A 19,180-nucleotide genomic window follows, 5' to 3' on the forward strand; every position below is an offset into this window, starting at 1 on the left:
GACGGGGTCGTTGCGGGGGGCCGACAGGGCGGAGACGGGGTCCGCCGTGCCGGCAGGGGATGTTCGACGAGGCTTCGCCCGGGCGGGAAATGGGTGGCCGGGTGCGGGGCCCGCTGATCTAATCTGCGCGGTGTTCATGAAGACCTTCCTCCAGGAGTTCGGCTCCTGGTACTGGGACTGCGCTTTCGACGACGCCGCTTCGCGGGACGCGTTCGACGCCTTCGGAACGGCGGAGAGCGCGGACGACTTCCGGCGGGCGTTCCTGGTCCTGCTGCGGAGCGGCGATGTGGTGGCTCGCGGGGTCGCGCTCGACTTCTACGACCGCGCCGATGCCACCGGCCGGTTCGGTGAGGAGAGCCCGTTCGAGTGCTTCCATGACGAGGTCATGGAGGTCGCCCGGGAGATGCTCGCGGGGCCGCCCCGGCCGGGGGACGACATCGCCTTCGCGGGAGCCGACCACGCCAGTGCCTTGCTCGCCCTCAAGAACGATGTGCGGCCGGAGGACGGGGCGGCCGTGCTGGCCGTCCTGCGCCGCCGTCCCGACGGGTCGCTGCTCTCCAACGCGCTGATGGTGGCCGGGGAGGTGCTGTCGATCTCGGACGAGCCGGAGTTGACCGCGCTGATCGCCGAGACGGCGTTCGACTCTTCGCTCGACGTCCGGGACCGGCGGGAGGCGGTCCGGGCGCTGGGCGAGGCGCCCGGGGACGAGGTGACGCCGCTGCTGGTGCGTGCCGTGACCGAGGAGGAAGACCCGTGGTTGAGGCGGGGCGCGGCGACCGGGCTGGCGACCGGGCGGCGGTTCTACGCTCACCGGGAACTGATCGAGCGCATCGTCGCCGAGGACGACGATGCCCGTTTCCTTCGGTACGCGCTGGATCCCGGGCCCCACAGCACGTACTGGGACGGGGCGGACCCGGGGAGCCCGAGGTTGGCGCGGGCGCTCGACGAGATCCGCAGCCCGAAGAGCGAGCGGGCCCACCGGGCCGCGTTCCGGGCTCTGCTGCACAGCGGGCGGGTGGCGGCGGTGGGCATCGCGCTCGACCATTTCTCCCACGACGAGGGTCTCACCCGGTTCGGTCTGAGCACCGAGCCCTACCACGCGGACGTGCGGGCCCTCGCGCGGCATGTGCTGTCGCAGCCGCCCTCGTCGGTTCCGGGCACCGAGAAGGGGGCCTGCCAGGCGAGCGCGCTGGACGCGCTCGGCCGCATCGCCGATCCCGAGGACGCGGGGCTGCTGGCCGACCTGCTCGCACGGCGGGACGTCCCGCCGCTGGTCCGGGCGGGCGTGTTCCGGGCGGTGGCCGCCTGCCTCGGGGAGTGGGACGAGCCGGACGAGCGGCTCATCGCCGCGGTCGAGCGGACCTTCCTCGACCCCGCGGTGCCGATGGACGACCGGGTCGAGGCGGTCGAGGCGCTGTTCGACGCGTCCGGGTTCCGGACGGTCGAGGCGCTGCTGCGGGCGGTCGGCTGCGAGGCCGTGCCGGTCCAGGTCGCGGGAGCGGAGCGGCTTTCCGACGAGGACCTGATCGGGGAGCATCGCGAGCTGCTGCGGAACGTGGCCGCCGCGTGGCCCGAGGAGGCCCCCCACGAGGCACGGCTGGTGCGTCGTCGGCTCGCCGAATGATCCGGCGCCGGTAGGGGCGGACGGGATCGCTGACGCGACGCTGCGGGTTACCGAAGCTCGAGCCCGCAGCGCGCTGCCCGTGCGCTCCGGCGGGGGCAGGCGTCCGCCTGACGGTTCGGCGTTCATTCGTGGGCTCCCAGTTGGGTGATCGGGCGGGGTTCGGTGGCGGAGCGGGTGGCGCAGACGGAGGCGAGGCTCGTGACGGCGAAGGACGCGAAAGTGATGACGGCGAGGAGGGTCCAGGGGACGGCGACCAAGGGGCGGTCGACCGCGCGCAGGGACGCGGCGAGCATCCCGGACAGTGCTCCCGCCGCCACCACGCAGCCGAGGGCGAGACCGATCGCGGTGACGGCCCAGGACTCGATCAGGGCGGCGCGGACGACCTGGGCGCGGGTCAGTCCGGTGACGCGGGCCGCGGCGAACCCGGCGCGGCGCTCGCTTCCGGCGATGACGACGGCGTTGACGACCGCGACGGCGGCGTAGCCGCCCGCCATGCCCATGAGGACGGCGAGGATGCCGATGTTCATGCGCTGCTGGGCCGCGGCTCTGCCGTCGGCCCACTGGGCGACGGTCTCGACCTTGCCGATGCCCGCCTTGCGGATGGCCCCCGCGACCGCGGCCGGGGCGATGCCGGGCGCCGTCCGGACGACCGTCCGGGCCGGGGCGGCGGCGCGGGCCTCCGGAGGGATGAGGTCTCTGGGGATCAGGAAGCGTTCGGAGTAGTTCTCCAGGGTGGGGGCCAGCGCGGCGACGACCTTCACGGGGATCTTGCGGCCGTCGATCGCGGCCGTGGCGGTGGAGCCGACGCGGATTCCTTCGGCGGCGAGGCCGGGGCCGATGGCGATGGCGCGGCCGTGGAGGCGGCGCAGCGAGCCCGCGTGGGGCCGCAGGTGGTGGGTGCGGCGGTAGGAGGCGGCGTCAACGGCGATGACCCCGGCGTAGTGGGTGCGGCGGGACGGTCGGCCCTCCAGGTTGTGGCGGACCCGGACGCTGATGTCGACGGACAGTTCGGTGGAAGCGACGGCGACGCCGGGCACGGACGCGATGCGTTCGGCGGCGGCTCCCGTGGAGGTGACCACCAGGTCGCCGTTGACCAGGCGGCGCTGCTCCTCGCCCGCCATGAGCGCGAGCGAGCCCATGGTGCCGGTGAGTCCGACGAGGAGGGCGACGAGCACGATGAGCGGGGCGGCGGTGGAGGCGCTGCGGCGCACGCCGTCGCGGAGTTCGGCCTGGGCGAGTTCACCGAGGACGGTGCGGCGCAGGACGAGGCCGAGGACGCGGCCGGCGAGCGGCACCACGAGGGGGCTGAGCGCGCTGAGCGCCACCGAGCCCATGACGCAGATGCCGATGCCGAGGATGAGGGCGCCGAGCAGGTCGGCGGACTGGGCGAGGGTCACCATCCAGACGGTGAAGGCGAGGCACGAGACGCCGGAGAGCCAGCGCGCCGGGGTCATCACCCGGGCGGCGGCGCCGACGTCGCGCATGGCGTCGAGCGGACGGACCTTGGCGGCGCGGCGGGCGGCGGCGAGCACCCCGGCGAGCGACACCCCGATGCCGATGCAGGGCGACACGACGAGGACGCCGGCGTCCCAGCCGGGCGCGAACCCGTCCGGCAGGAAGCCGAGGCGGATCATCAGCAGGGCCTGCAGCCACATCGCCGGGATGCCGGCGAGGATTCCGAGGGCGGTGCCGACCGCGCCGAGCAGCAGCGCCTCGCCGAGCAGCAGCGCGACCAGCCCGGCGCGGCCTCCGCCGAGGAGGCGCAGCAGGGCGAGTTCGCGCCGGCGCTGCGCCACGGTGAAGGCGAAGGTGGAGCTGACGATGAAGACCGTCAGGAAGGTCGCCAGCATGACGGTCATGCCGAGGACTGTGGCGGCTCCGGCGTAGTCCTCGCGGAGCTCCTCCCGGGCGCGGCCGGTGAGGCCGGGCGGGAGCGGCGCGCGGTCGACGGAGATCATCACGAGGAGGGACGCCTGGACGAGCGCCACCCCGAGCGCGACGGCGGTGACCGCCCCGGCGAACAGCCGGCGGTGCTCGCGGAAGGTGTGCAGGGAGACGCTCAGCATGGTGCCGCCTCCAGCAGGGCCAGCCGTTCGGCGACGTCGCGGGCGGTCGGGCGGTCGAGCCGGTCGACGAGCCGCCCGTCGGACAGGAACACGACCGCGTCGGCGTGCGCGGCGGCCGCCGGGTCGTGCGTGACCATCGCGATCGACTGCCCCTCCTGGTCGACCATCCGGCGGAGCAGGGCGAGGACCGTGCGGGCGGACGCGGAGTCGAGCGCGCCGGTGGGTTCGTCGGCGAACAGGACGGCGGGCCGGGTGACCATGGCGCGGGCGATCGCCACCCGCTGCTGCTGGCCGCCGGACAGTTCGCGGGGTCGGTGTCTCAGCCGGTCGCCGAGGCCGACCGAGGCGAGCACCGCGCGGACGTCCGCCCGGGAGGCCCCGAGGCCCGCGAGTTTCAGCGGGAGCGCCACGTTCTGCTCCGCGGTCAGCGACCCGATCAGGTTGAAGTGCTGGAAGATGAACCCCATGGTGCGGCGGCGCAGGTTGGTGAGCACGTGGTCGGGCGCCCAGGTGATGTCCTGCCCGGCGAGGTACACGTGCCCGCCGTCCACCCGGTCGAGCCCGGCGGCGCAGTGCAGCAGCGTCGACTTCCCGGAACCGGACGGCCCCATGACGGCCGTCCAGGAGCCGACGGGGAACGCCATGCTGACCCCGTCGAGAACGCGGATTCGCGCGCTGCCGCCTCCGTGGTCGCGGACCACCGCGCGCAGTTCGGACGCCGGGACCCCGGCCATCGGTGTGATCGACATCGTCATCCCCCTCGCTTCCGCAATCCAAGGAACCACCGGGGGCGCGGACGCCGGATCATGTCCAGCCACCAACTTGAAGGTATGGATAGCCATACCTCCAGGTCGGGCGGCGGCTGGCTAGCTTGGGTGCCATGACCGCCGCCGAGCCCCGTACCGCGCTGGAGTCGGCGACGAGACGCCGGTTCCTGGTCACGCGATGGCCGTGGCGCTGCGCGGGGTACCTGCTCACGACGCCGGTCCCCGTGCTCGCGGCGGCCGTGCCCTTCGGGCTGTTCGCGCTGCCGTTGGCGGAGGCGCTCTCGTCGCGGCACGGCGCGGGCGCCCGGCTGCTGCTGGGCGCGTTCGGCATCCTGCTCGTCGCGGGGATCGGCCCGCTGGTGGCGCTGCCGCTCGCCGAGGTGGAGCGCCGCCGTCTCCGACTGGTCGACTCCCGTCCCGTCGTCCCGGCGCGCGCGGCGCGTGCGCCGGGCGCGCCGGGCGCGGACGCCTGGCCGTGGCCGTCGCCCGTCCGGTACGGCGACGCGGCGGTCTGGCGGGAGATGGGCTACGCGGTCCTGCTGGTGACCGTGGTGCCCGTCCTGTACGGGGCGTTCCTGGTGTTCGCCCTGGTCGTCGCGGGCCTGGTGCTCAGCCCGCTGCTGGCCCGCGGGGCCGGGCAGCCGGTCGCGCTGGGCGTGGCCGAGGTCGCCACGCCCGCCGACGCGATTCCGTACGCGCTGCTCGGCGCCGTCCTCCTCGCGGCCCTCCCGTACCTGGCGGCCATGCTCGCGGGCGCGCACGGCGCGGTGGCGCGCGCGCTGCTCGGGCGCGACCGCGACGAGCGGCTGCGGGCCGAGCTCGTGGAGGTGGCGCGGTCGCGCGCCCGTCTGGTGGACGCGTTCGAGTCCGAGCGCCGCCGCATCGAACGCGACCTGCACGACGGCGCGCAGCAACGGCTCCTCGGCCTGACGCTCCAACTCGGCCTGGCCCGCGTCGACCTCGCGCCCGACTCCGACGCCGGGCGGAGCGTCGCGGAGGCGCACGAGCAGGCCAAGCTGCTGATGGACGAGCTCCGGGAGCTCATCCGCGGCATCCACCCCCGGGTCCTGACGGACCGCGGCCTTCCCGCGGCCCTGCGGGAGCTCGCCGACCGCTCCGCGGTGCCGGTGACGGTCCGGGCCGACCTGCCCGGACGGCTCGCGCCGCACGAGGAGGGCACCGCCTACTTCGTGGCCGCCGAGGCGCTGGCCAACGTGGCCAAGCACAGCCGCGCGACGCGCGCCTCGGTGAGCGTCCGGTCGCGGGACGGCATGCTCGTCCTGGAGGTCGAGGACGACGGGTGCGGCGGCGCCGACCCCGCCCTCGGGACCGGCCTCACCGGTCTGGCCGACCGGGTGGCGGTCGTCGACGGGAGAATGCTGCTGTCCAGTCCGGCCGGAGGGCCGACCGTCTTGCGCGTGGAGATGCCTTGCAGCCGATTATCCGGGTGGTCCTCGCCGAGGACGGCGTCCTGCTGAGGGAGGGCCTCGCGGGGCTACTGGCCAAGTTCGGCTTCGAGGTCGTGGCCGCGGTCGGCGACGCCGACGCCCTGCTCGACGCGGTGGCCGCGCACGAACCCGACCTGGTCGTCACCGACATCCGCATGCCGCCGGGCTTCAGCGACGAGGGCCTGCGCGCCGCCGTGAAGCTGCGCGCGTCCCGGCCCCGGCTCGCCGTCGTCGCGCTCAGCCAGTACGTGGAGGTGAGCTACGCCGGTGAGCTGCTCGACTCGCACGACGGCGCCCGGACCGGCTACCTGCTGAAGGACCGCGTGGTGGACGTCCAGGACTTCGCGGCCGCGCTGCGGCGTGTCGTGGACGGCGGCACGGTCGTCGACCCGTCGGTCGTCCGGCAACTGCTGCGCCGCAGCGAGGACCCCCTCGCCCGGTTGTCGGCACGCGAACGGGAGGTCCTCGCGCTCATGGCCGAGGGGCACTCGAACGCGGCGATCGCCCGCCGCCTCGTCGTGGCGGAGGTGACCATCGGCAAGCACGTCGGCAGCATCCTCGGCAAGCTCGACCTGCCCCTCACCGAGGACACGAACCGCCGCGTCCTCGCCGTCCTCGCCCACCTCCGCGCAACCGCCGCCTGACCAGCCCCAGCGCCAGCGACACGGTCGCGCCCGCCTTCCGCGGCGCACCCGTCCCGCCCCCGGCGACGAGCGCCGCCCATGCTCGTGCGACTTTGCGGTCGCCGCACGCCGGGCCCCGGGGGGCGGGGCGTTCAGATGCCTGCTTGCCGCCCCGTGTGATGCGGGTGGGTCTTGGCGTGGAAGGCATTTCCCGGGCGGGGGCGAGTGCTGACCGCGTTCGGGGCGTCGGCCGTTCGGATCCCGTCGTCGGGGTGCAGGTCGGAGGCGCCGAGTGGGTGGTTTGTATAGCGGTGGGGGCTTCATCGTGTGTCGGTGCACACTTGCCAAATGCGAGGCGGGGGTCGGATGATGGCGTTGACGTCAGTGTCAACGTGCAGGTGAGGGCGGTATGCAGGGCATCTTGGTGGCCAACCGGGGAGAGATCGCCGTCCGGATCGCCCGCGCCGCCGCGCGGCTCGGGGTGCGGGCCGTGGCCGTGCACGCGCGGGACGACGCGGGATCCCTGCACACGCGGATCGCCGATGCGGCGCACGAGCTTCCCGGTGAGGGCGTCGCCGCCTACCTGGACGCCGAACGGCTCGTCGAGGCGGCGCGCGCGACCGGGTGCGACGCCGTCCATCCGGGCTACGGGTTCCTGAGCGAGAACGCGGGGTTCGCCCGCCGGTGCGCGGAGGACGGGCTGACGTTCATCGGCCCGCGCCCGGAGCTGCTGGAGCTGTTCGGCGACAAGGCGCGGGCGCGGGCGCTCGCGGTGGAGCTCGGCGTGCCGGTGGTTCCGGGGACGGAAGCCGCGACGACGCTCGCGGAGGCGCGGGCGTTCGCGGCGGAGCACGGTCCCGTGATGCTCAAGGCCCTCGCGGGCGGCGGCGGTCGCGGGATGCGGGCGGTCATGCGCCCGGACGAACTGGACGAGTCGTACGAGCGGTGCCGTTCGGAGGCGCGGCAGGCGTTCGGAAGCGGCGACCTGTACGTGGAGCGGCTGCTCGCGGCGGCGCGGCACGTCGAGGTGCAGGTGGCGGGGGACGGCTCCGGGGCGGTCCGGCATCTGTGGGACCGGGACTGCAGTGTGCAGCGCCGGCACCAGAAGCTCGTGGAGGTCGCCCCGAGCCCCGGGCTGGACGCGGACCTGCGGGAACGGCTGCTCGACGCGGCCGTCCGCATGGCGGAGCACGTCCGCTACGAGGGGCTCGGCACGTTCGAGTTCCTCGTGCAGGGGGACGGGTTCTGGTTCATCGAGGCGAACCCGCGCCTTCAGGTGGAGCACACGGTGACGGAGGAGGTCACGGGCGTCGATCTGGTGCGGGCGCAGATCAGGCTCGCGGACGGCGCGTCCCTGCGGGACGCCGGCCTCGACCGGACGCCCGAGCCGGACGGCTTCGCCGTGCAGCTCCGCGTCAACCTGGAGACGCTCGACGCCGACGGGTCGCCGCGTCCGAGTGCGGGGACGCTGCGCGCGTTCGTCCCGCCGACGGGGCCGGGGGTGCGGGTCGACACGTACGGCTACCCCGGCTACCGGACGAGCCCGCGGTACGACTCGCTCATCGCGAAGGTCATCACGCGTGGGAGCACGTTCGGGGACGCTCTGGCTCGGGCTTACGGGGCGTTGGGCGAGTTCTATGTGGACGGGGTCTCGACCAGCATCCCGCTACTGCAGAGCCTGCTGCGGCATCCGGACGTCGCAGAGGGGAACTGGACCACGACGTTCGTGGCCGACCATCTGGCCGAGCTTCTTGAGGGCGACCACCGGCGCCTTTACTTCGACAACGGCGAACGGACCGACGGCGAAAAGGCCGTGGAACCGTCCATGGCGGTTCCGGACGGGACGGACGCGATCGTCGCGCCCATGCAGGGCACGGTCGTCGGCCTGGAGGTCGGCGAGGGCGATCGGGTGGCGCCGGGCGCCCGGCTCATGGTCCTGGAGGCCATGAAGATGGAGCATGTCGTCCGGGCGGGTTCGGGCGGGATCGTCCGGAAGGTCGTCGCGGTGGCCGGGGAGCTGGTCGACGAGGGCGCACCGCTGTTCTTCGTCGAGCCGGCGGACGTGGCGGGCGCGGCGGAGGAGCACGCGCCCGCGGACGACGGCTGGGCGGCCGAGGTGGAGGAGATCCACCGCCGCCGGGAGCTCGCGCACCGGATGGGCGGGCCGGAGAAGGTGGCGCGGCAGCACGCGTCGGGCCGGCTGACCGTGCGGGAGCGCATCGGCCTGCTCGCCGACCCCGGGAGCTTCGCCGAGATCGGGGCGCTGACCGGGTTCGCCGAGCACGGCGCGGACGGGCGGCTCGCCTCGCTGCTGCCCGCGAACTTCGTGGCCGGGACGGCCCGGATCGACGGCCGCAAGGTCGTGCTGGGGGCGGACGACTTCACGGTCCGGGGCGGGTCCGGGGATGCGGCGATCCACGCCAAACAGGTGTATTCCGAGGAGTACGCGCGGGAGATGCGGCTGCCGGTCGTCCGGCTGCTGGACGGCGCGAGCGGCGGCGGCAGCGTCAAGATGGCGACGGAGGCGGGGTTCACGTACCTGCCGGTGAATCCGGCGTGGGACGCGGTGGTGGACAACATGTCGCTGGTCCCGGTGGTCGCCGCGTGCCTCGGGCCGACCGTGGGGCTCGGCGCGGCCCGGCTCGTCATGTCCCACCTGTCGGTCATGGTGGAAGGAATCGGGCAGCTCTTCACGGCCGGGCCGCCCGTCGTGCGCGGCGGCACCGGCGAGGACCTCACGAAGGAGGAGCTCGGCGGCGCCGGGATCCACCGGGGCAACGGCGCGATCGAGCGCTTCGTCCCCACCGAGGAGGCCGCGTTCGACGTCGTCCGGCGGTTCCTGTCGTACCTGCCGGGCAGCGTCTTCGAGCTTCCGCCCGTCTCCCCCGCCACCGATCCGGCCGACCGCCGCACCGACGACCTGCTGACGGCCGTCCCGCGCGACCCGCGCGCGCCGTACCGGATCGACCCGATCCTGGACGCCGTGTTCGACGCGGGCTCGGTGTTCCGGTACGCCGAGTACGGGGGCGCGACGGTCACCGCGCTGGCGCGCCTGGACGGACGCCCGGTCGGGGTGATCGCGTCGGACCCGTTCAAGGGCGCGACGATGTCGGTCGAGGGCGCGCAGGCCGTCACCCGCCTGGTGGACCTGTGCGAGACGTTCCACCTGCCGATCGTCAGCCTCACCGACCAGGCCGGGATGACGATCGGGTCGGCCGCCGAACGGCGCGCGACGATCCGGCACGGCGCGCGCGCCATCGCCGCCGTGTACCAGGCGAGGGTTCCGCAGGCCGAGCTGATCCTGCGGCGGGTGTACGGCGTGGGCGGGGCCGGGATCGTGAACCGGCACCGGCCCGGGCGGAGCTGGGCGTGGCCGTCGGGCGACTGGGGTTCGCTGCCGGTGCAGGGCGGGATCGAGGCGGCGTTCCGCGCGCACCTGGAGAAGGCCGACGATCCGGAGCGGGAGCTCGAACGGCTCCGCGCGCAGCTCGCCGCGATCACTTCGCCGTTCCGGACGGCCGAGCGCTTCGGCGTCCAGGACCTCATCGACCCCCGCGACAGCCGCGCCCTGCTGTGCGACTGGGTCCGCGACGCGTACCGGCTGCTGCCCGAACTGACCGGACGTCCGTCGTTCGGCGCCCGCCCCTGACGGGAACCCGCAATACCCTGGATCGATATATGGCCAAGACACCCTGGGCGGCCCGTACCGTCCGCGAAGGCAGGGAGAGCGAGACCCGTTCCCTGCTCCTCGGCTGCGCCGCCCGGGTGTTCGGCCGGATCGGCTACGCCCGCACCACGATCGCCGACATCACCCAAGAGGCGGAGGTGTCCCGGGCCGCGTTCTACATCTACTTCGCGTCCAAGGCCGACGTGTTCGAGGCCGTCGCCCTGCGCGTCCGGGACGCCTTCCTCGCGGCCCACGAGCTCCCCGGCGTGAACGCGGACGACCCGTACGAGCTGGCCCGCGAGTCCAGTGCGGCCTTCCTGCGGGCCTGCACCGACAACCTCGAACTGATGACGGTGATCGAGCACCAGGCCCTCGCGGACCCCGGGATCCACGCGATCTGGCGCGAGATACGCGAACGGCCCATGCACCGCACGTCCCGGTACATCGAACGGCTGGCCGTCCAGGGCCGCGCGCGTCCCGCCGCGCCCGCCCCCGTCATCGCCGAAGCCACCTACGGGATCTTCACCCAGTTCGCCCACCACGTTGCGGCGCACCCGTCCGAGTACGACGAGACGGTAAACCACCTGACGGCGATGTACCTGCGTCTCCTGGGCATCCCCGAAGCGTCAGGGGACTAGCCCGGTTTCGTAGGCGACGATGACCAACTGCGCCCTGTCCCGGGCATGCAGTTTCGCCAGCAGCCGCCCCACATACGTCTTGACCGTCGCCAGGCTCAGGTGCAGATGCTCGGCGATCTCCCCGTTCGACAGGCCGCGCCCGACGAGAGCGAGCACCTCGCGCTCGCGTCCGGTCACCCCGTCGAGCCGCCGCGCCGGCGCCCGCCCCGGCTCGGGACGCCGCGCGAACTCCTCGATCAGCCGCCGCGTCACGGTCGGGGCGAGCAGGCCCTCGCCGGACGCGACGACGTGCACGGCCGCGAGCAGGTCGGCGGGCGGAACGTCCTTGAGGAGGAACCCGCTCGCCCCCGCGCGCAGCGCCGCGAACACGTAGGAGTCGAGGTCGAACATCGTCAGGATCAGGACGCGCACGTCGGTCTCCGCACGTATCCGGCGCGTGGCCTCGATCCCGTCCGTACCGGGCATCCGGACGTCCATCAGGACGACGTCGGGACGCAGGTCGCGCGCGGCGCGCACCGCCTCGGCGCCGTCCGCCGCCTCGCCCGCGACCGCCAGCCCCGGCGCGGTCTCGATCAGGGCGCGGAAGCCGCCCCGCAGCAGCGCCTGGTCGTCCGCGATCAGCACCCGTACGGTCACGCGCCCGCTCCGCGGGCCGCCGCGTCCGCCGCGCGGGGCAGCGTCGCGACCACCCGGAACCCGCGCCCCGGCAGCGGCCCGGCCTCGAAGGACCCGCCGTACGCGGCGACGCGCTCCCGCATCCCCACCAGTCCGTGCCCGCCCGGGGCGACGGCGCCGCCGGGCCCGTCGTCGGTCACCTCGATCCGCACCATGCCCCGATCATCGTGGACGCGCACCGCGCACCGCGCCGGGGCCGCGTGCTTGACGACGTTCGTGACCGCCTCCTGCACGATCCGGTGCACCGCGAGGCCCGCGCCGTCCGGCAGGCCGTCCGGGCACGCGATCGCCAGGTCCACCTCCACGCCCGCGGTCCGGACCTGGGCGGCGATGTCCGCGAGCCCGGCCAGGCCGGGCGCCGGCGGCTCCGACCCGTCCCGCAGGACGCCCAGCAGCCTGCGCATCTCCACGAGCGCCTCGCGGCTGGTCGCCTCGATCACCCGCAGCGCCTCCCGCGCCTCCTCCGGCCGCTCTCCGGCGATGTGGTTGGCGATGCCGGACTTGACCGCGATGAGCCCCATGCCGTGCGTCACCACGTCGTGCATCTCGCGCGCGATGCGGAGCCGCTCGTCCATCACGATCTGCCGCTCGCGCTGCCGTTCGAGCGCCTCGGCGTCGAGCCGCCGCGACCGGACGAGCCGTCCGATCGTCCACGCCGCCGTGCAGAGCGCGGCGCCCGCCGCGGCCCATCCGGCGGCGACCGGCCAGTCCCACCTCGGGTGGACGATCTGTCCCAGCGACGTCGCGCCCAGTGCGACACCGCAGCACCACACCAACGTCCGTCTCGAACCGCCCTGGGCGGCGACAAGGTAAAGCGCGAGCGAGACCACCACGAACGGCTCCCACAGCAGGCCCGCGACAGTGGCGGCCCCGGACAGACCCAGGCCGACCTTCAGCGCGCCCACAGGAGCCCGGCGGCGTGCGCCGAGCACGCACCCCAGCCCCAGGGCCACGAACACCGACCCCAGGAACCACAACGTGAAGTCGTCGCGGTCTTTGAGGAGGTTGCCCGCCACGAACACGTTCGCGCCCACCACGGCGAACGCGGCGACCAGATCGAGCACGAAACCACGGCGGCCTTTCACGAGGCGAACGGTATCCGCACGCCGCGCCGCGCACATCAGCCCAGTGTGGATCGTCCGTCAGGAGGAGGAACGGCCCTGAGGGCCGCCCTGGGGGGACATTCCGATCGTCCATGGCGGGCTGATTCGCCGTTGCCCTGAAAACACGACCGTTGGGGCATGACCAAGACGCATTTCACGGGCGTGTCCCTCATCCTGGGGCCCGCGCTGCTCATGGCTGGGGTGCTGCTGCGCGCGCGCTATCCGTTCTTCTTTCCCGACCAGCTCGCCGCGTACGACGGTCACCCCGTCCTCATGACCGCCTCCTACAGTGCGTTCGCCGTCGGGACGATCGTCCTGTGCCCGGCCGTCCTGCACCTGACCGGCCTGAACCGGACGGCCGCGCTCGGCGGTGCGCTGACGATCGTCGGACTGTTCGCCCGGACGTTCCACGCGGGCGCCGACCACCTGGCGTTCCGGCTGGTCGACGCGCAGGGCCTCGCCACCGCGACCGAGGCCGTCGCCGGCTCCTACACCGGCTTCCACGTGTTCCGCTACGCCTCGTTCGCGATCATCCTCGGCTGGCCGCTGCTCGCCCTCGGCGCGCACCGGGCCGGGGTCCTCGGCGCGCCCCGCGCGCTCGCCCTCGCGCTCGCGGCCGCCCTTCCCCTCGGCGTCCTGAAAGGCACCACGCCCCTGTCGGTCGCCGCGGCCGCCGGGCTCGCGGCGGCGCTCGCCCCCCTCGGGGCCCGCCTCCTGCTGGACGCCCCCCGCCCCACCTCCCGCGCCCTCGCCCGGACTGCCGCACTCGCCGCCGCCCTCGGCGCCCTCGCCTACGTCGCGTCCCTCGGCTGAGCCGCGTACGCGAGGAGGGCGGCGAACCGCCGCCACGGGAGCACGTAGGCGTTCAGGGGCGCGTACCCGGGACGGGCGAACGCGTCGATCCGCCGCAGGGCATCGGCGGCGGACGCCCGGACGGCGCCGTCCGGGTCCCCGAGCCCCGCGAGGTACGCGCCGGCCGCCGCGCCGAGACGGTCGCGCAGGTCGGCGAGGTCGCGGGCCCGCCCGTCCGCCGCCAGGGACGCGTCCGGGAACGGCAGCCCCCGGAACCAGCGGTGCCGGTCGGCCACGGCCGCGACCAGCCCCAGCCGGGACGGCGCCGTCCGGCCGGGCCAGCGCGGCGTCGCGAACGCCGCCAGGTCGGCGGGCCGCGGCGTCCGGCGGCCCGCGGCCTTCTCGGCGCGGCGGACCGCCGCGAACGCCGCCGTCTCCGCCAGCAGCACCGACCGGCTCGCCTCCAGGACGTCGAGGGCCCGCAGCAGCGCGGGCACGTCGCGGCGGACGTCCGGCAGCGGGCGCGCGACCGCCGTGACGTACGCCCACGTCGCGTTGAAGCCCAGTGGACAGTAGCGGCCGACGGCGCAGCGGAGCGCGGCGTGCCGGGCACGCGGGTCCGCCGCCTCGTCGCGGACCCGCCGCGCGTACGTCCCGAAGCCCACCGGGCCATCATGCCGCCTCGGTCAGCGGAAGGCCGCCGCGTTGCGCTCGGCCCACGCGGCGAAGGAGCGCGGCGCGCGGCCGAGGACCTCCGCGACGTGCGGGCTGATCGCGAGCTCCTCGTCCGTCGGCGCGCCCAGGATGTCGAGGGTGCCGTCGGCGACGGGCTCCGGCATGACCTGCGCCAGCCGCGCCCCGGCCTGCTCGCGGGTCAGCTCCGTGAAGGCGAGCTCGACGCCGAGGGCGGCGCCGATCGCCGCGGCCTGCTCCCGCGGGGTGACCGCCGCCGGGCCGGTCAGGACGTACGTGCGCCCGTCGTGCCGCTCGTCCCGCAGCGCGGCGACCGCGACCTCGGCGATGTCGGCGGGGTCGACCAGCGGCAGCCCCACGTCGCCGAACGGGGCCGCGACCGTCCGGTCGGCGCGGACGGTCGGGATGTGGGCGAGGGTGTTGGACGCGAAGCCGCCCGGCCGCAGGATCGTCCAGCCGAGCCCGGAGTCGCGGACGGCGTGCTCGAACTCGCGCAGCCGGGCGTGCGAGGCCGCGCGCGGCCTGGTCGCGGACGCCTGCGACGACAGCAGCACCACGCGCGGCACGCCCGCCGCCTCGATCGTCCGGACGAGCCCGCCCGGGTCGCCGGCGCCGGCGAGCAGGTCGCCGGCGGGGCAGAGGAACACCGCGCCGGCCCCGTCCAGCGCGGGACGGAGGGTCTCGGCGTCGGCCAGATCGGCCCGCACCGCCACGGCCCCCGCGGGCGCGTCGGCGATGCGCCGCGACACGGCGGTCACCTTCTCGCCCGCCCCGGTCAGCAGGCGCACCACGGTCCCGCCGACGTTCCCGGTCGCTCCGGTCACCACCATCATGCCGATCTCCTCTGAGTCAGTTGGCTAACTAACTCGGAACCGTAGCACGTTCCCCCGGCTAGGGTTAGTCGGGTGACTGACTCGACCAGGTCCCGGGCGGGCGACAAGCGCCGCCGGCTGTCGGCCGCCGCCGCGCGCGTCCTGCACGAGCAGGGCGTCGAGCGCACCACCATCGCCGACATCGCGAAGGCCGCCGACGTCCCGACCGGGAACGTGTACTACTACTTCAAGACCAAGGACGACCTCGTCCAGGCCGCCCTGCACGAGCACACCGCGAACCTGACCCGGCTCACCGACCGGCTCGACGGACTGCCCGACCCCCTCGACCGCCTCAAGGGCCTGATCGACGCGTGGGTCGGCCGCCGCGACGTCGCCGCCCGCTACGGCTGCCCCACCGGCACCCTCGCCGCCGAACTCGACAAACGCCCCGAAGGCGGACTCGACGTCGAAGCCGCGAAGGCCGTCCGCGTCCTCCTCGACTGGGTCGAACGCCAGTTCCGCGAGCTCGGCCTGCCCGACCCGTCCGGTCTCGCCGTCACGCTCGTCGCCGGGTACCAGGGCATGTCCCTCCTGGCCAACGCGCTCCGCGACCCCGGCATCATGACCCGCGAAGGCGCCCGCCTCGCCCGCTGGCTCGACACGCTCCCCGCCCCGGCCGACTGACCGCGCTCACCACCCCGGCGGAAGCTCGGCGGGGCGCCGGGCCCACCACCAGCGGGCCTCCCGCCCCTCGGCCAGCGAGCGCCAGTACTTGCCGAGCTCCTCCCCGCCGTCGTCGAACGTCACCGCGCGGTAGCGGCCGTCGAGCCTCTCCACGCAGCGCCCGACCTTGGCGCGCAGGCCCGCCGACATGGCGTCGAGGAAGTCCTCGATCGCGTTCCTGACGGTGAGGACGTTCAGGTACTCGTACACCATGTAGTAGTCCTGCCGCCGCCAGCCGTCCTCCATGCGCCGGATCAGGTTCTCCCACATGCGCAGGCAGTTGAGGACGCCGTAGACGGGCTCGTCGGCCTGGTGTTTCCGGTCGGCGTTCTCCCGCGCGAGCTGCTGCAGATCGAGCAGCCCGATCCCCTGGACGTCCGCCAGGGTGAGCAGCCGGACCAGACGAGTCACCTCGTCCCGGCTCGCGCTCACGACCCGGCGTCCTCGAACCCGTTCTGGCGCTCGCGTCCGGTATCGAAGTACCTGGTGAGATAGTCACCGGCGCCGAGGTCGCTGGCGCGCATCAACGAGAACACCTCGGCGCCCTCCGCGAGCGCGTCCTCGGCACCGATGTAGTACGCCTGGGCGAAGTCGAGGTACCGCCCGTCCGCCCCCTCGGCGTACTCCCGAGCCTGGGCCTCGGCCTTCGCGATGGCCTCATCGAACGACGCCGCCCGCCAGACCGTCACGTTCTCCTCGTACAACGCGTCGTCCTGATGCCGCCAACGAAAAACGCAACGAACCCCGTACCAACCCGCCCTATCCATCCACGAACGTCCTTCTCATACCCTGCCCGGCCACCCCGGCCATTCTCCCTTTCGATCACGGGCCCGGGCTCCTTGTTCTTTGTGGCGTGCCCTCGGTTTGCTGCGGGCAGCAAACCGAGGGCGGGTTTTCCTGCTCGGGCGGGGTGATGCCGGTGCTGCGGCGCACGGCCCCCGCCGCCGGGCGGGGTCACGGGCGTGCGGTGATCTTCCAGTGGTGGCCGTCGGGGTCGGTGAAGTGCCCGGCGTACTCGCCCTGGTCCGTCGGGGCGGTGACCTGGGCGCCCGCCGAGCGCGCGGCGTCGAGGAGAGCGTCGACCTCGCCGGGGGACGCGACGGTGTGGGTGAGCACGAGGCCCGAGAACCCGTCGCCGTGCTGGTCGATGCCGACGTCTCCGGCCAGGGCCTTGCGGGTCAGCAGGCCCAGCCGGCACGCGCCGCCGGCGACGGCGAAGTCGATGAACTTGTCGCCGTAGTCGTGCTCGGCCTTCATGCCCAGCTTCTCGTAGAACGTCTTGGACGCCTTGGGCTTGGCGACGCCGAGGTAGACGGCGGTCTCGGTCGGCTCCGGGGGATCGGGCACCGGAGCGGTGTCCTTCTTGGTGGCGGCCGCCAGCTTCCACACGGCTCCGTCGGGTGCCTGGTAGGCGGCGGTGAACTCGCCGAACAGCGCCTTCTTGGCGGGCTTGACGACCGTCGCGCCCCGAGCCGCGGCGGCGTCCAGGAGGGCCCTGACCTCGGCGGGCCGCTGGACGATGGACGACAGGACGTAACCGCGGAAGCCCGAGGCGGCCGGGTCGGCGCCCGTGTCGCCGGCCATGGCTTCCAGGGGTTGAAAAGCGAGCCGGCCGGTGCCGTGCAGGTCCAGGCCGGCGGCGGGGCCTTCGCCGGAGGCCGGGCAGGAGAACGCGGAGGCGTAGAAGCCCTGGGCGGCCTCCACCTCCGGTACACCGAGGGTGATGATGTCGATCGAGAGTGCCATGGGATTGCTCTTTCGTGCCGTCGGCGGCCGGTCGGCCAGGGAAGCGGGACGTCAGGGGAGCTGGTTGATGCGGATGAGGTTGCCGGAGGGGTCGCGGAAGGCGCAGTCGCGGATGCCGTAGTCCTGGTCGATGGGTTCCTGGACGACCTCGGCCCCCGCGGCCTGGACGCGGTCGAAGAGCCCGTCGAGGTCGTCGGTGGCCAGCGTGATGGCGGTGTAGACGCCCTTGGCGATCAGCTCGAGGATGGTGGCGCGCTCCTCGTCGGTGATGCCCGGGTCGGCGGCCGGGGGGTGCAGCACGATGGAGGTGCCGGGCCGGCCGGCCGGCCCGACGGTGATCCACCGCATGTCCTCGTACCCGACGTCCTTGCGGACCTCCAAGCCCAGCATGTCGCGGTAGAAGACCAGTGCGGCCTCGAAGTCGGTCTGCGGGAGGAAGGCGTGGTGAACGGTGATGTCCATGACCGTTCACGTTACGCAGGGCTACCGGTCGCGGGCTTCTTGATTCTTGACCGGTCTGGTCACCTGCTTGGCCAGGCACGGCGGGATCCCGGCTCCGGCCTGGGAGTGGTCGCGGCGGTAGGCGCTGGGCGGGACGCCGACCAGCTCGGTGAACCTCGTACTGAAGGTGCCCAGCGAGCCGTAGCCGACCGCGAAGCAGATGTCGGTGACGCTGAGGTCTCCGCGGCGCAGCAGCGTCATCGCGCGTTCGATGCGCCGGGTCATCAGGTACGAGTACGGGGACTCGCCGTAGACGCGGCGGAACTCCCGGCTCAGGTGCCCGACCGACATGTGCGCTCCGCGGGCCAGCGCCTGCACGTTCAGCGGTCTGGCGTACTCGCGGTCGATCCGGTCGCGGACGCGGCGCATCGCGGCGATGTCGCGCAGGGACTGCGCCTCCGCGCGCCCGGAACCCGCATGCGGCTGCGGCCGCGGACCCTCCTCCCGCGGCAGATCCGGGCTCGGGGGCGACGCCGGGGCCGGGGTTTCGGCGACGTCATGCTCACCGGTTTCGTCGCAGGCGACCAGCCCGGCGTCCGGGTGACGAAAGGTGGCGCGGGCGGCGCGGTAGTCGGCGGCGACGCGGGCATGCCGGTCGGCCAGTTCGGCCATCTGGGCGGCGGCACGGGCCAGTGCCCGGGCCTTGGCGGCGAGTTCGTCCTCCCAGTGACCCGACGCGGCGGCGTACTGCTCGACCGCCAGCACCGCCTCCGCGAGGGCGCTCTCGGCGGCCCGGACCTCGCCGTGGCCGTCACCGATGACCCGGTCGCGGAGGTCGGCGGCGGACCGCAGGGCCCGGGCCGCGGTCCGGCGGGCCCGGTAGGCGGCCTGCCGGCACGAGCCCGAGCACCAGGTCGCGGGCCGGCCGGTGCGCCGGAGGGGCGGCACCGCACCGCACACCGGGCACGGGTTCGCGGTACCGCCCGGCGGGTGAACGATCGCTTCGTCCTGCATGGTCATCGGCCCTTACGCGAGGTCGGTGCGGGCATGCGGCGACGGGTACCGGCGGCCGAGCTGAGGGGCCACGCGTTTTCCGGACAGCTTCTTCATGGGTGATCTGCGGGCAGATCTACGCTGCTTGCTGCCGATCCAGGTACTCGGTGTAGACCTCCATAGGGGTCCGGTACCCGTTCGCGGAATGAAGCCTGCGTCGATTATAGAAGCCCTCGATGTACTGCACAACCGCGCGGCGGGCCTTGGCTCGTGTGGCAAATACCATACGGTTGAGCCACTCGTTCTTCAATGCCCCGAAGAACGACTCGGCCATGGCGTTGTCCCAGCACACACCGGTTCTGCCGACCG

General features: G+C 74.0%; 19 protein-coding genes. 7 read left to right on the forward strand and 12 right to left on the reverse strand.

The features are described from left to right. Positions 1 to 130 precede the first annotated feature (130 nt). Positions 131 to 1,624 carry a hypothetical protein gene (locus tag H505_RS0125655; protein ID WP_026404274.1) on the forward strand — a complete coding sequence of 498 codons (1,494 nt, stop codon included), beginning with the start codon at positions 131 to 133 and terminating at the stop codon, positions 1,622 to 1,624. A 122-nt stretch (positions 1,625 to 1,746) separates the two neighbouring features. Here the strand turns inward: H505_RS0125655 and H505_RS0125660 are convergent, their stop codons facing one another. Beyond that, complete coding sequence (locus tag H505_RS0125660) at positions 1,747 to 3,690, reverse strand: FtsX-like permease family protein (protein WP_026404275.1); 1,944 nt, start codon at positions 3,688 to 3,690, stop codon at positions 1,747 to 1,749. Next, positions 3,684 to 4,439, reverse strand: a complete 756-nt coding sequence (locus tag H505_RS0125665) for an ABC transporter ATP-binding protein (RefSeq protein WP_034519822.1) — start codon at positions 4,437 to 4,439, stop codon at positions 3,684 to 3,686. Before H505_RS0125665 ends, H505_RS0125660 begins: the two co-directional genes overlap by 7 nt. Positions 4,440 to 4,570: 131 nt before the next feature. Here H505_RS0125665 and H505_RS51965 point away from each other — a divergent pair, with 131 nt between their 5' ends. From H505_RS51965 to H505_RS0125685, 4 genes are all read left to right on the forward strand, one after another. Beyond that, complete coding sequence (locus H505_RS51965; RefSeq protein WP_034519783.1) at positions 4,571 to 5,935, forward strand: sensor histidine kinase; 1,365 nt, start codon at positions 4,571 to 4,573, stop codon at positions 5,933 to 5,935. After that, positions 5,896 to 6,549, forward strand: a complete 654-nt coding sequence (locus tag H505_RS51970) for a response regulator (RefSeq protein ID WP_245592629.1) — start codon at positions 5,896 to 5,898, stop codon at positions 6,547 to 6,549. Before H505_RS51965 ends, H505_RS51970 begins: the two co-directional genes overlap by 40 nt. Before the next feature lie 388 nt (positions 6,550 to 6,937). After that, on the forward strand, positions 6,938 to 10,177 hold the full coding sequence (locus tag H505_RS0125680; protein ID WP_026404278.1) for a carboxyl transferase domain-containing protein: 3,240 nt from the start codon (positions 6,938 to 6,940) through the stop codon (positions 10,175 to 10,177). 29 nt (positions 10,178 to 10,206) lie between these two features. After that, a complete protein-coding gene (locus H505_RS0125685; RefSeq protein WP_026404279.1) occupies positions 10,207 to 10,833 on the forward strand; it encodes a TetR/AcrR family transcriptional regulator in 627 nt (208 codons plus the stop codon). Here H505_RS0125685 and H505_RS0125690 read toward each other — a convergent pair. Then, the gene (locus H505_RS0125690; RefSeq protein WP_026404280.1) at positions 10,822 to 11,469 is read right to left on the reverse strand and encodes a response regulator; all 648 of its coding nucleotides are present in this window, start codon (positions 11,467 to 11,469) and stop codon (positions 10,822 to 10,824) included. The genes H505_RS0125685 and H505_RS0125690 overlap by 12 nt on opposite strands. Beyond that, positions 11,466 to 12,593: a sensor histidine kinase gene (locus H505_RS44320; protein ID WP_158642418.1), complete on the reverse strand. Its 1,128-nt coding sequence runs from the start codon at positions 12,591 to 12,593 to the stop codon at positions 11,466 to 11,468. Before H505_RS44320 ends, H505_RS0125690 begins: the two co-directional genes overlap by 4 nt. A gap of 156 nt (positions 12,594 to 12,749) precedes the next feature. Between H505_RS44320 and H505_RS0125700 the strand changes: the two genes are divergently transcribed. Continuing rightward, positions 12,750 to 13,424: a hypothetical protein gene (locus H505_RS0125700; protein ID WP_026404281.1), complete on the forward strand. Its 675-nt coding sequence runs from the start codon at positions 12,750 to 12,752 to the stop codon at positions 13,422 to 13,424. On the opposite strand, the gene H505_RS48080 is transcribed toward H505_RS0125700, so the two are convergent. After that, positions 13,403 to 14,068: a hypothetical protein gene (locus H505_RS48080; RefSeq protein ID WP_051301158.1), complete on the reverse strand. Its 666-nt coding sequence runs from the start codon at positions 14,066 to 14,068 to the stop codon at positions 13,403 to 13,405. The two genes, H505_RS0125700 and H505_RS48080, sit on opposite strands and share 22 nt — an antisense overlap. A gap of 21 nt (positions 14,069 to 14,089) precedes the next feature. After that, complete coding sequence (locus H505_RS0125710) at positions 14,090 to 14,929, reverse strand: SDR family oxidoreductase (RefSeq protein ID WP_026404282.1); 840 nt, start codon at positions 14,927 to 14,929, stop codon at positions 14,090 to 14,092. A 72-nt stretch (positions 14,930 to 15,001) separates the two neighbouring features. On the opposite strand from H505_RS0125710, the gene H505_RS0125715 reads away from it, so the two are divergent. Next, a complete protein-coding gene (locus tag H505_RS0125715; protein WP_026404283.1) occupies positions 15,002 to 15,592 on the forward strand; it encodes a TetR/AcrR family transcriptional regulator in 591 nt (196 codons plus the stop codon). A gap of 6 nt (positions 15,593 to 15,598) precedes the next feature. Here the strand turns inward: H505_RS0125715 and H505_RS0125720 are convergent, their stop codons facing one another. The 6 genes from H505_RS0125720 to H505_RS0125745 form a co-directional block, all read right to left on the reverse strand. After that, positions 15,599 to 16,063: a hypothetical protein gene (locus tag H505_RS0125720; protein ID WP_026404284.1), complete on the reverse strand. Its 465-nt coding sequence runs from the start codon at positions 16,061 to 16,063 to the stop codon at positions 15,599 to 15,601. Continuing rightward, positions 16,060 to 16,398: a DUF4288 domain-containing protein gene (locus H505_RS44330; protein WP_034519788.1), complete on the reverse strand. Its 339-nt coding sequence runs from the start codon at positions 16,396 to 16,398 to the stop codon at positions 16,060 to 16,062. Before H505_RS44330 ends, H505_RS0125720 begins: the two co-directional genes overlap by 4 nt. Before the next feature lie 187 nt (positions 16,399 to 16,585). Further along, positions 16,586 to 17,377 (reverse strand): VOC family protein, encoded by a 792-nt coding sequence (locus H505_RS0125730; protein ID WP_026404285.1) that lies wholly within the window; start codon positions 17,375 to 17,377, stop codon positions 16,586 to 16,588. Positions 17,378 to 17,428: 51 nt separating this feature from the next. After that, positions 17,429 to 17,839: a VOC family protein gene (locus H505_RS0125735; RefSeq protein ID WP_026404286.1), complete on the reverse strand. Its 411-nt coding sequence runs from the start codon at positions 17,837 to 17,839 to the stop codon at positions 17,429 to 17,431. 21 nt (positions 17,840 to 17,860) lie between these two features. Further along, positions 17,861 to 18,247: a helix-turn-helix transcriptional regulator gene (locus H505_RS0125740; RefSeq protein ID WP_051301165.1), complete on the reverse strand. Its 387-nt coding sequence runs from the start codon at positions 18,245 to 18,247 to the stop codon at positions 17,861 to 17,863. 700 nt (positions 18,248 to 18,947) lie between these two features. Next, the coding region (locus H505_RS0125745; RefSeq protein ID WP_157433125.1) for an integrase core domain-containing protein at positions 18,948 to 19,180 on the reverse strand (233 nt) is incomplete at its 5' end.

This window comes from Actinomadura rifamycini DSM 43936 (assembly GCF_000425065.1).
Taxonomy (GTDB): domain Bacteria; phylum Actinomycetota; class Actinomycetes; order Streptosporangiales; family Streptosporangiaceae; genus Spirillospora; species Spirillospora rifamycini.

Coding starts and splice junctions, on each gene's coding strand:
- H505_RS0125660 (WP_026404275.1), bottom strand. CDS start 3,690: ATGCTGAGCGTCTCCCTGCACACCTTCCGCGAGCACCGCCGGCTGTTC.
- H505_RS0125665 (WP_034519822.1), bottom strand. CDS start 4,439: ATGTCGATCACACCGATGGCCGGGGTCCCGGCGTCCGAACTGCGCGCG.
- H505_RS51965 (WP_034519783.1), top strand. CDS start 4,571: ATGACCGCCGCCGAGCCCCGTACCGCGCTGGAGTCGGCGACGAGACGC.
- H505_RS0125680 (WP_026404278.1), top strand. CDS start 6,938: ATGCAGGGCATCTTGGTGGCCAACCGGGGAGAGATCGCCGTCCGGATC.
- H505_RS0125685 (WP_026404279.1), top strand. CDS start 10,207: ATGGCCAAGACACCCTGGGCGGCCCGTACCGTCCGCGAAGGCAGGGAG.
- H505_RS0125700 (WP_026404281.1), top strand. CDS start 12,750: ATGACCAAGACGCATTTCACGGGCGTGTCCCTCATCCTGGGGCCCGCG.
- H505_RS0125710 (WP_026404282.1), bottom strand. CDS start 14,929: ATGATGGTGGTGACCGGAGCGACCGGGAACGTCGGCGGGACCGTGGTG.
- H505_RS44330 (WP_034519788.1), bottom strand. CDS start 16,398: ATGGATAGGGCGGGTTGGTACGGGGTTCGTTGCGTTTTTCGTTGGCGG.
- H505_RS0125730 (WP_026404285.1), bottom strand. CDS start 17,377: ATGGCACTCTCGATCGACATCATCACCCTCGGTGTACCGGAGGTGGAG.
- H505_RS0125735 (WP_026404286.1), bottom strand. CDS start 17,839: ATGGACATCACCGTTCACCACGCCTTCCTCCCGCAGACCGACTTCGAG.
- H505_RS0125740 (WP_051301165.1), bottom strand. CDS start 18,247: ATGCGCCGCGTCCGCGACCGGATCGACCGCGAGTACGCCAGACCGCTG.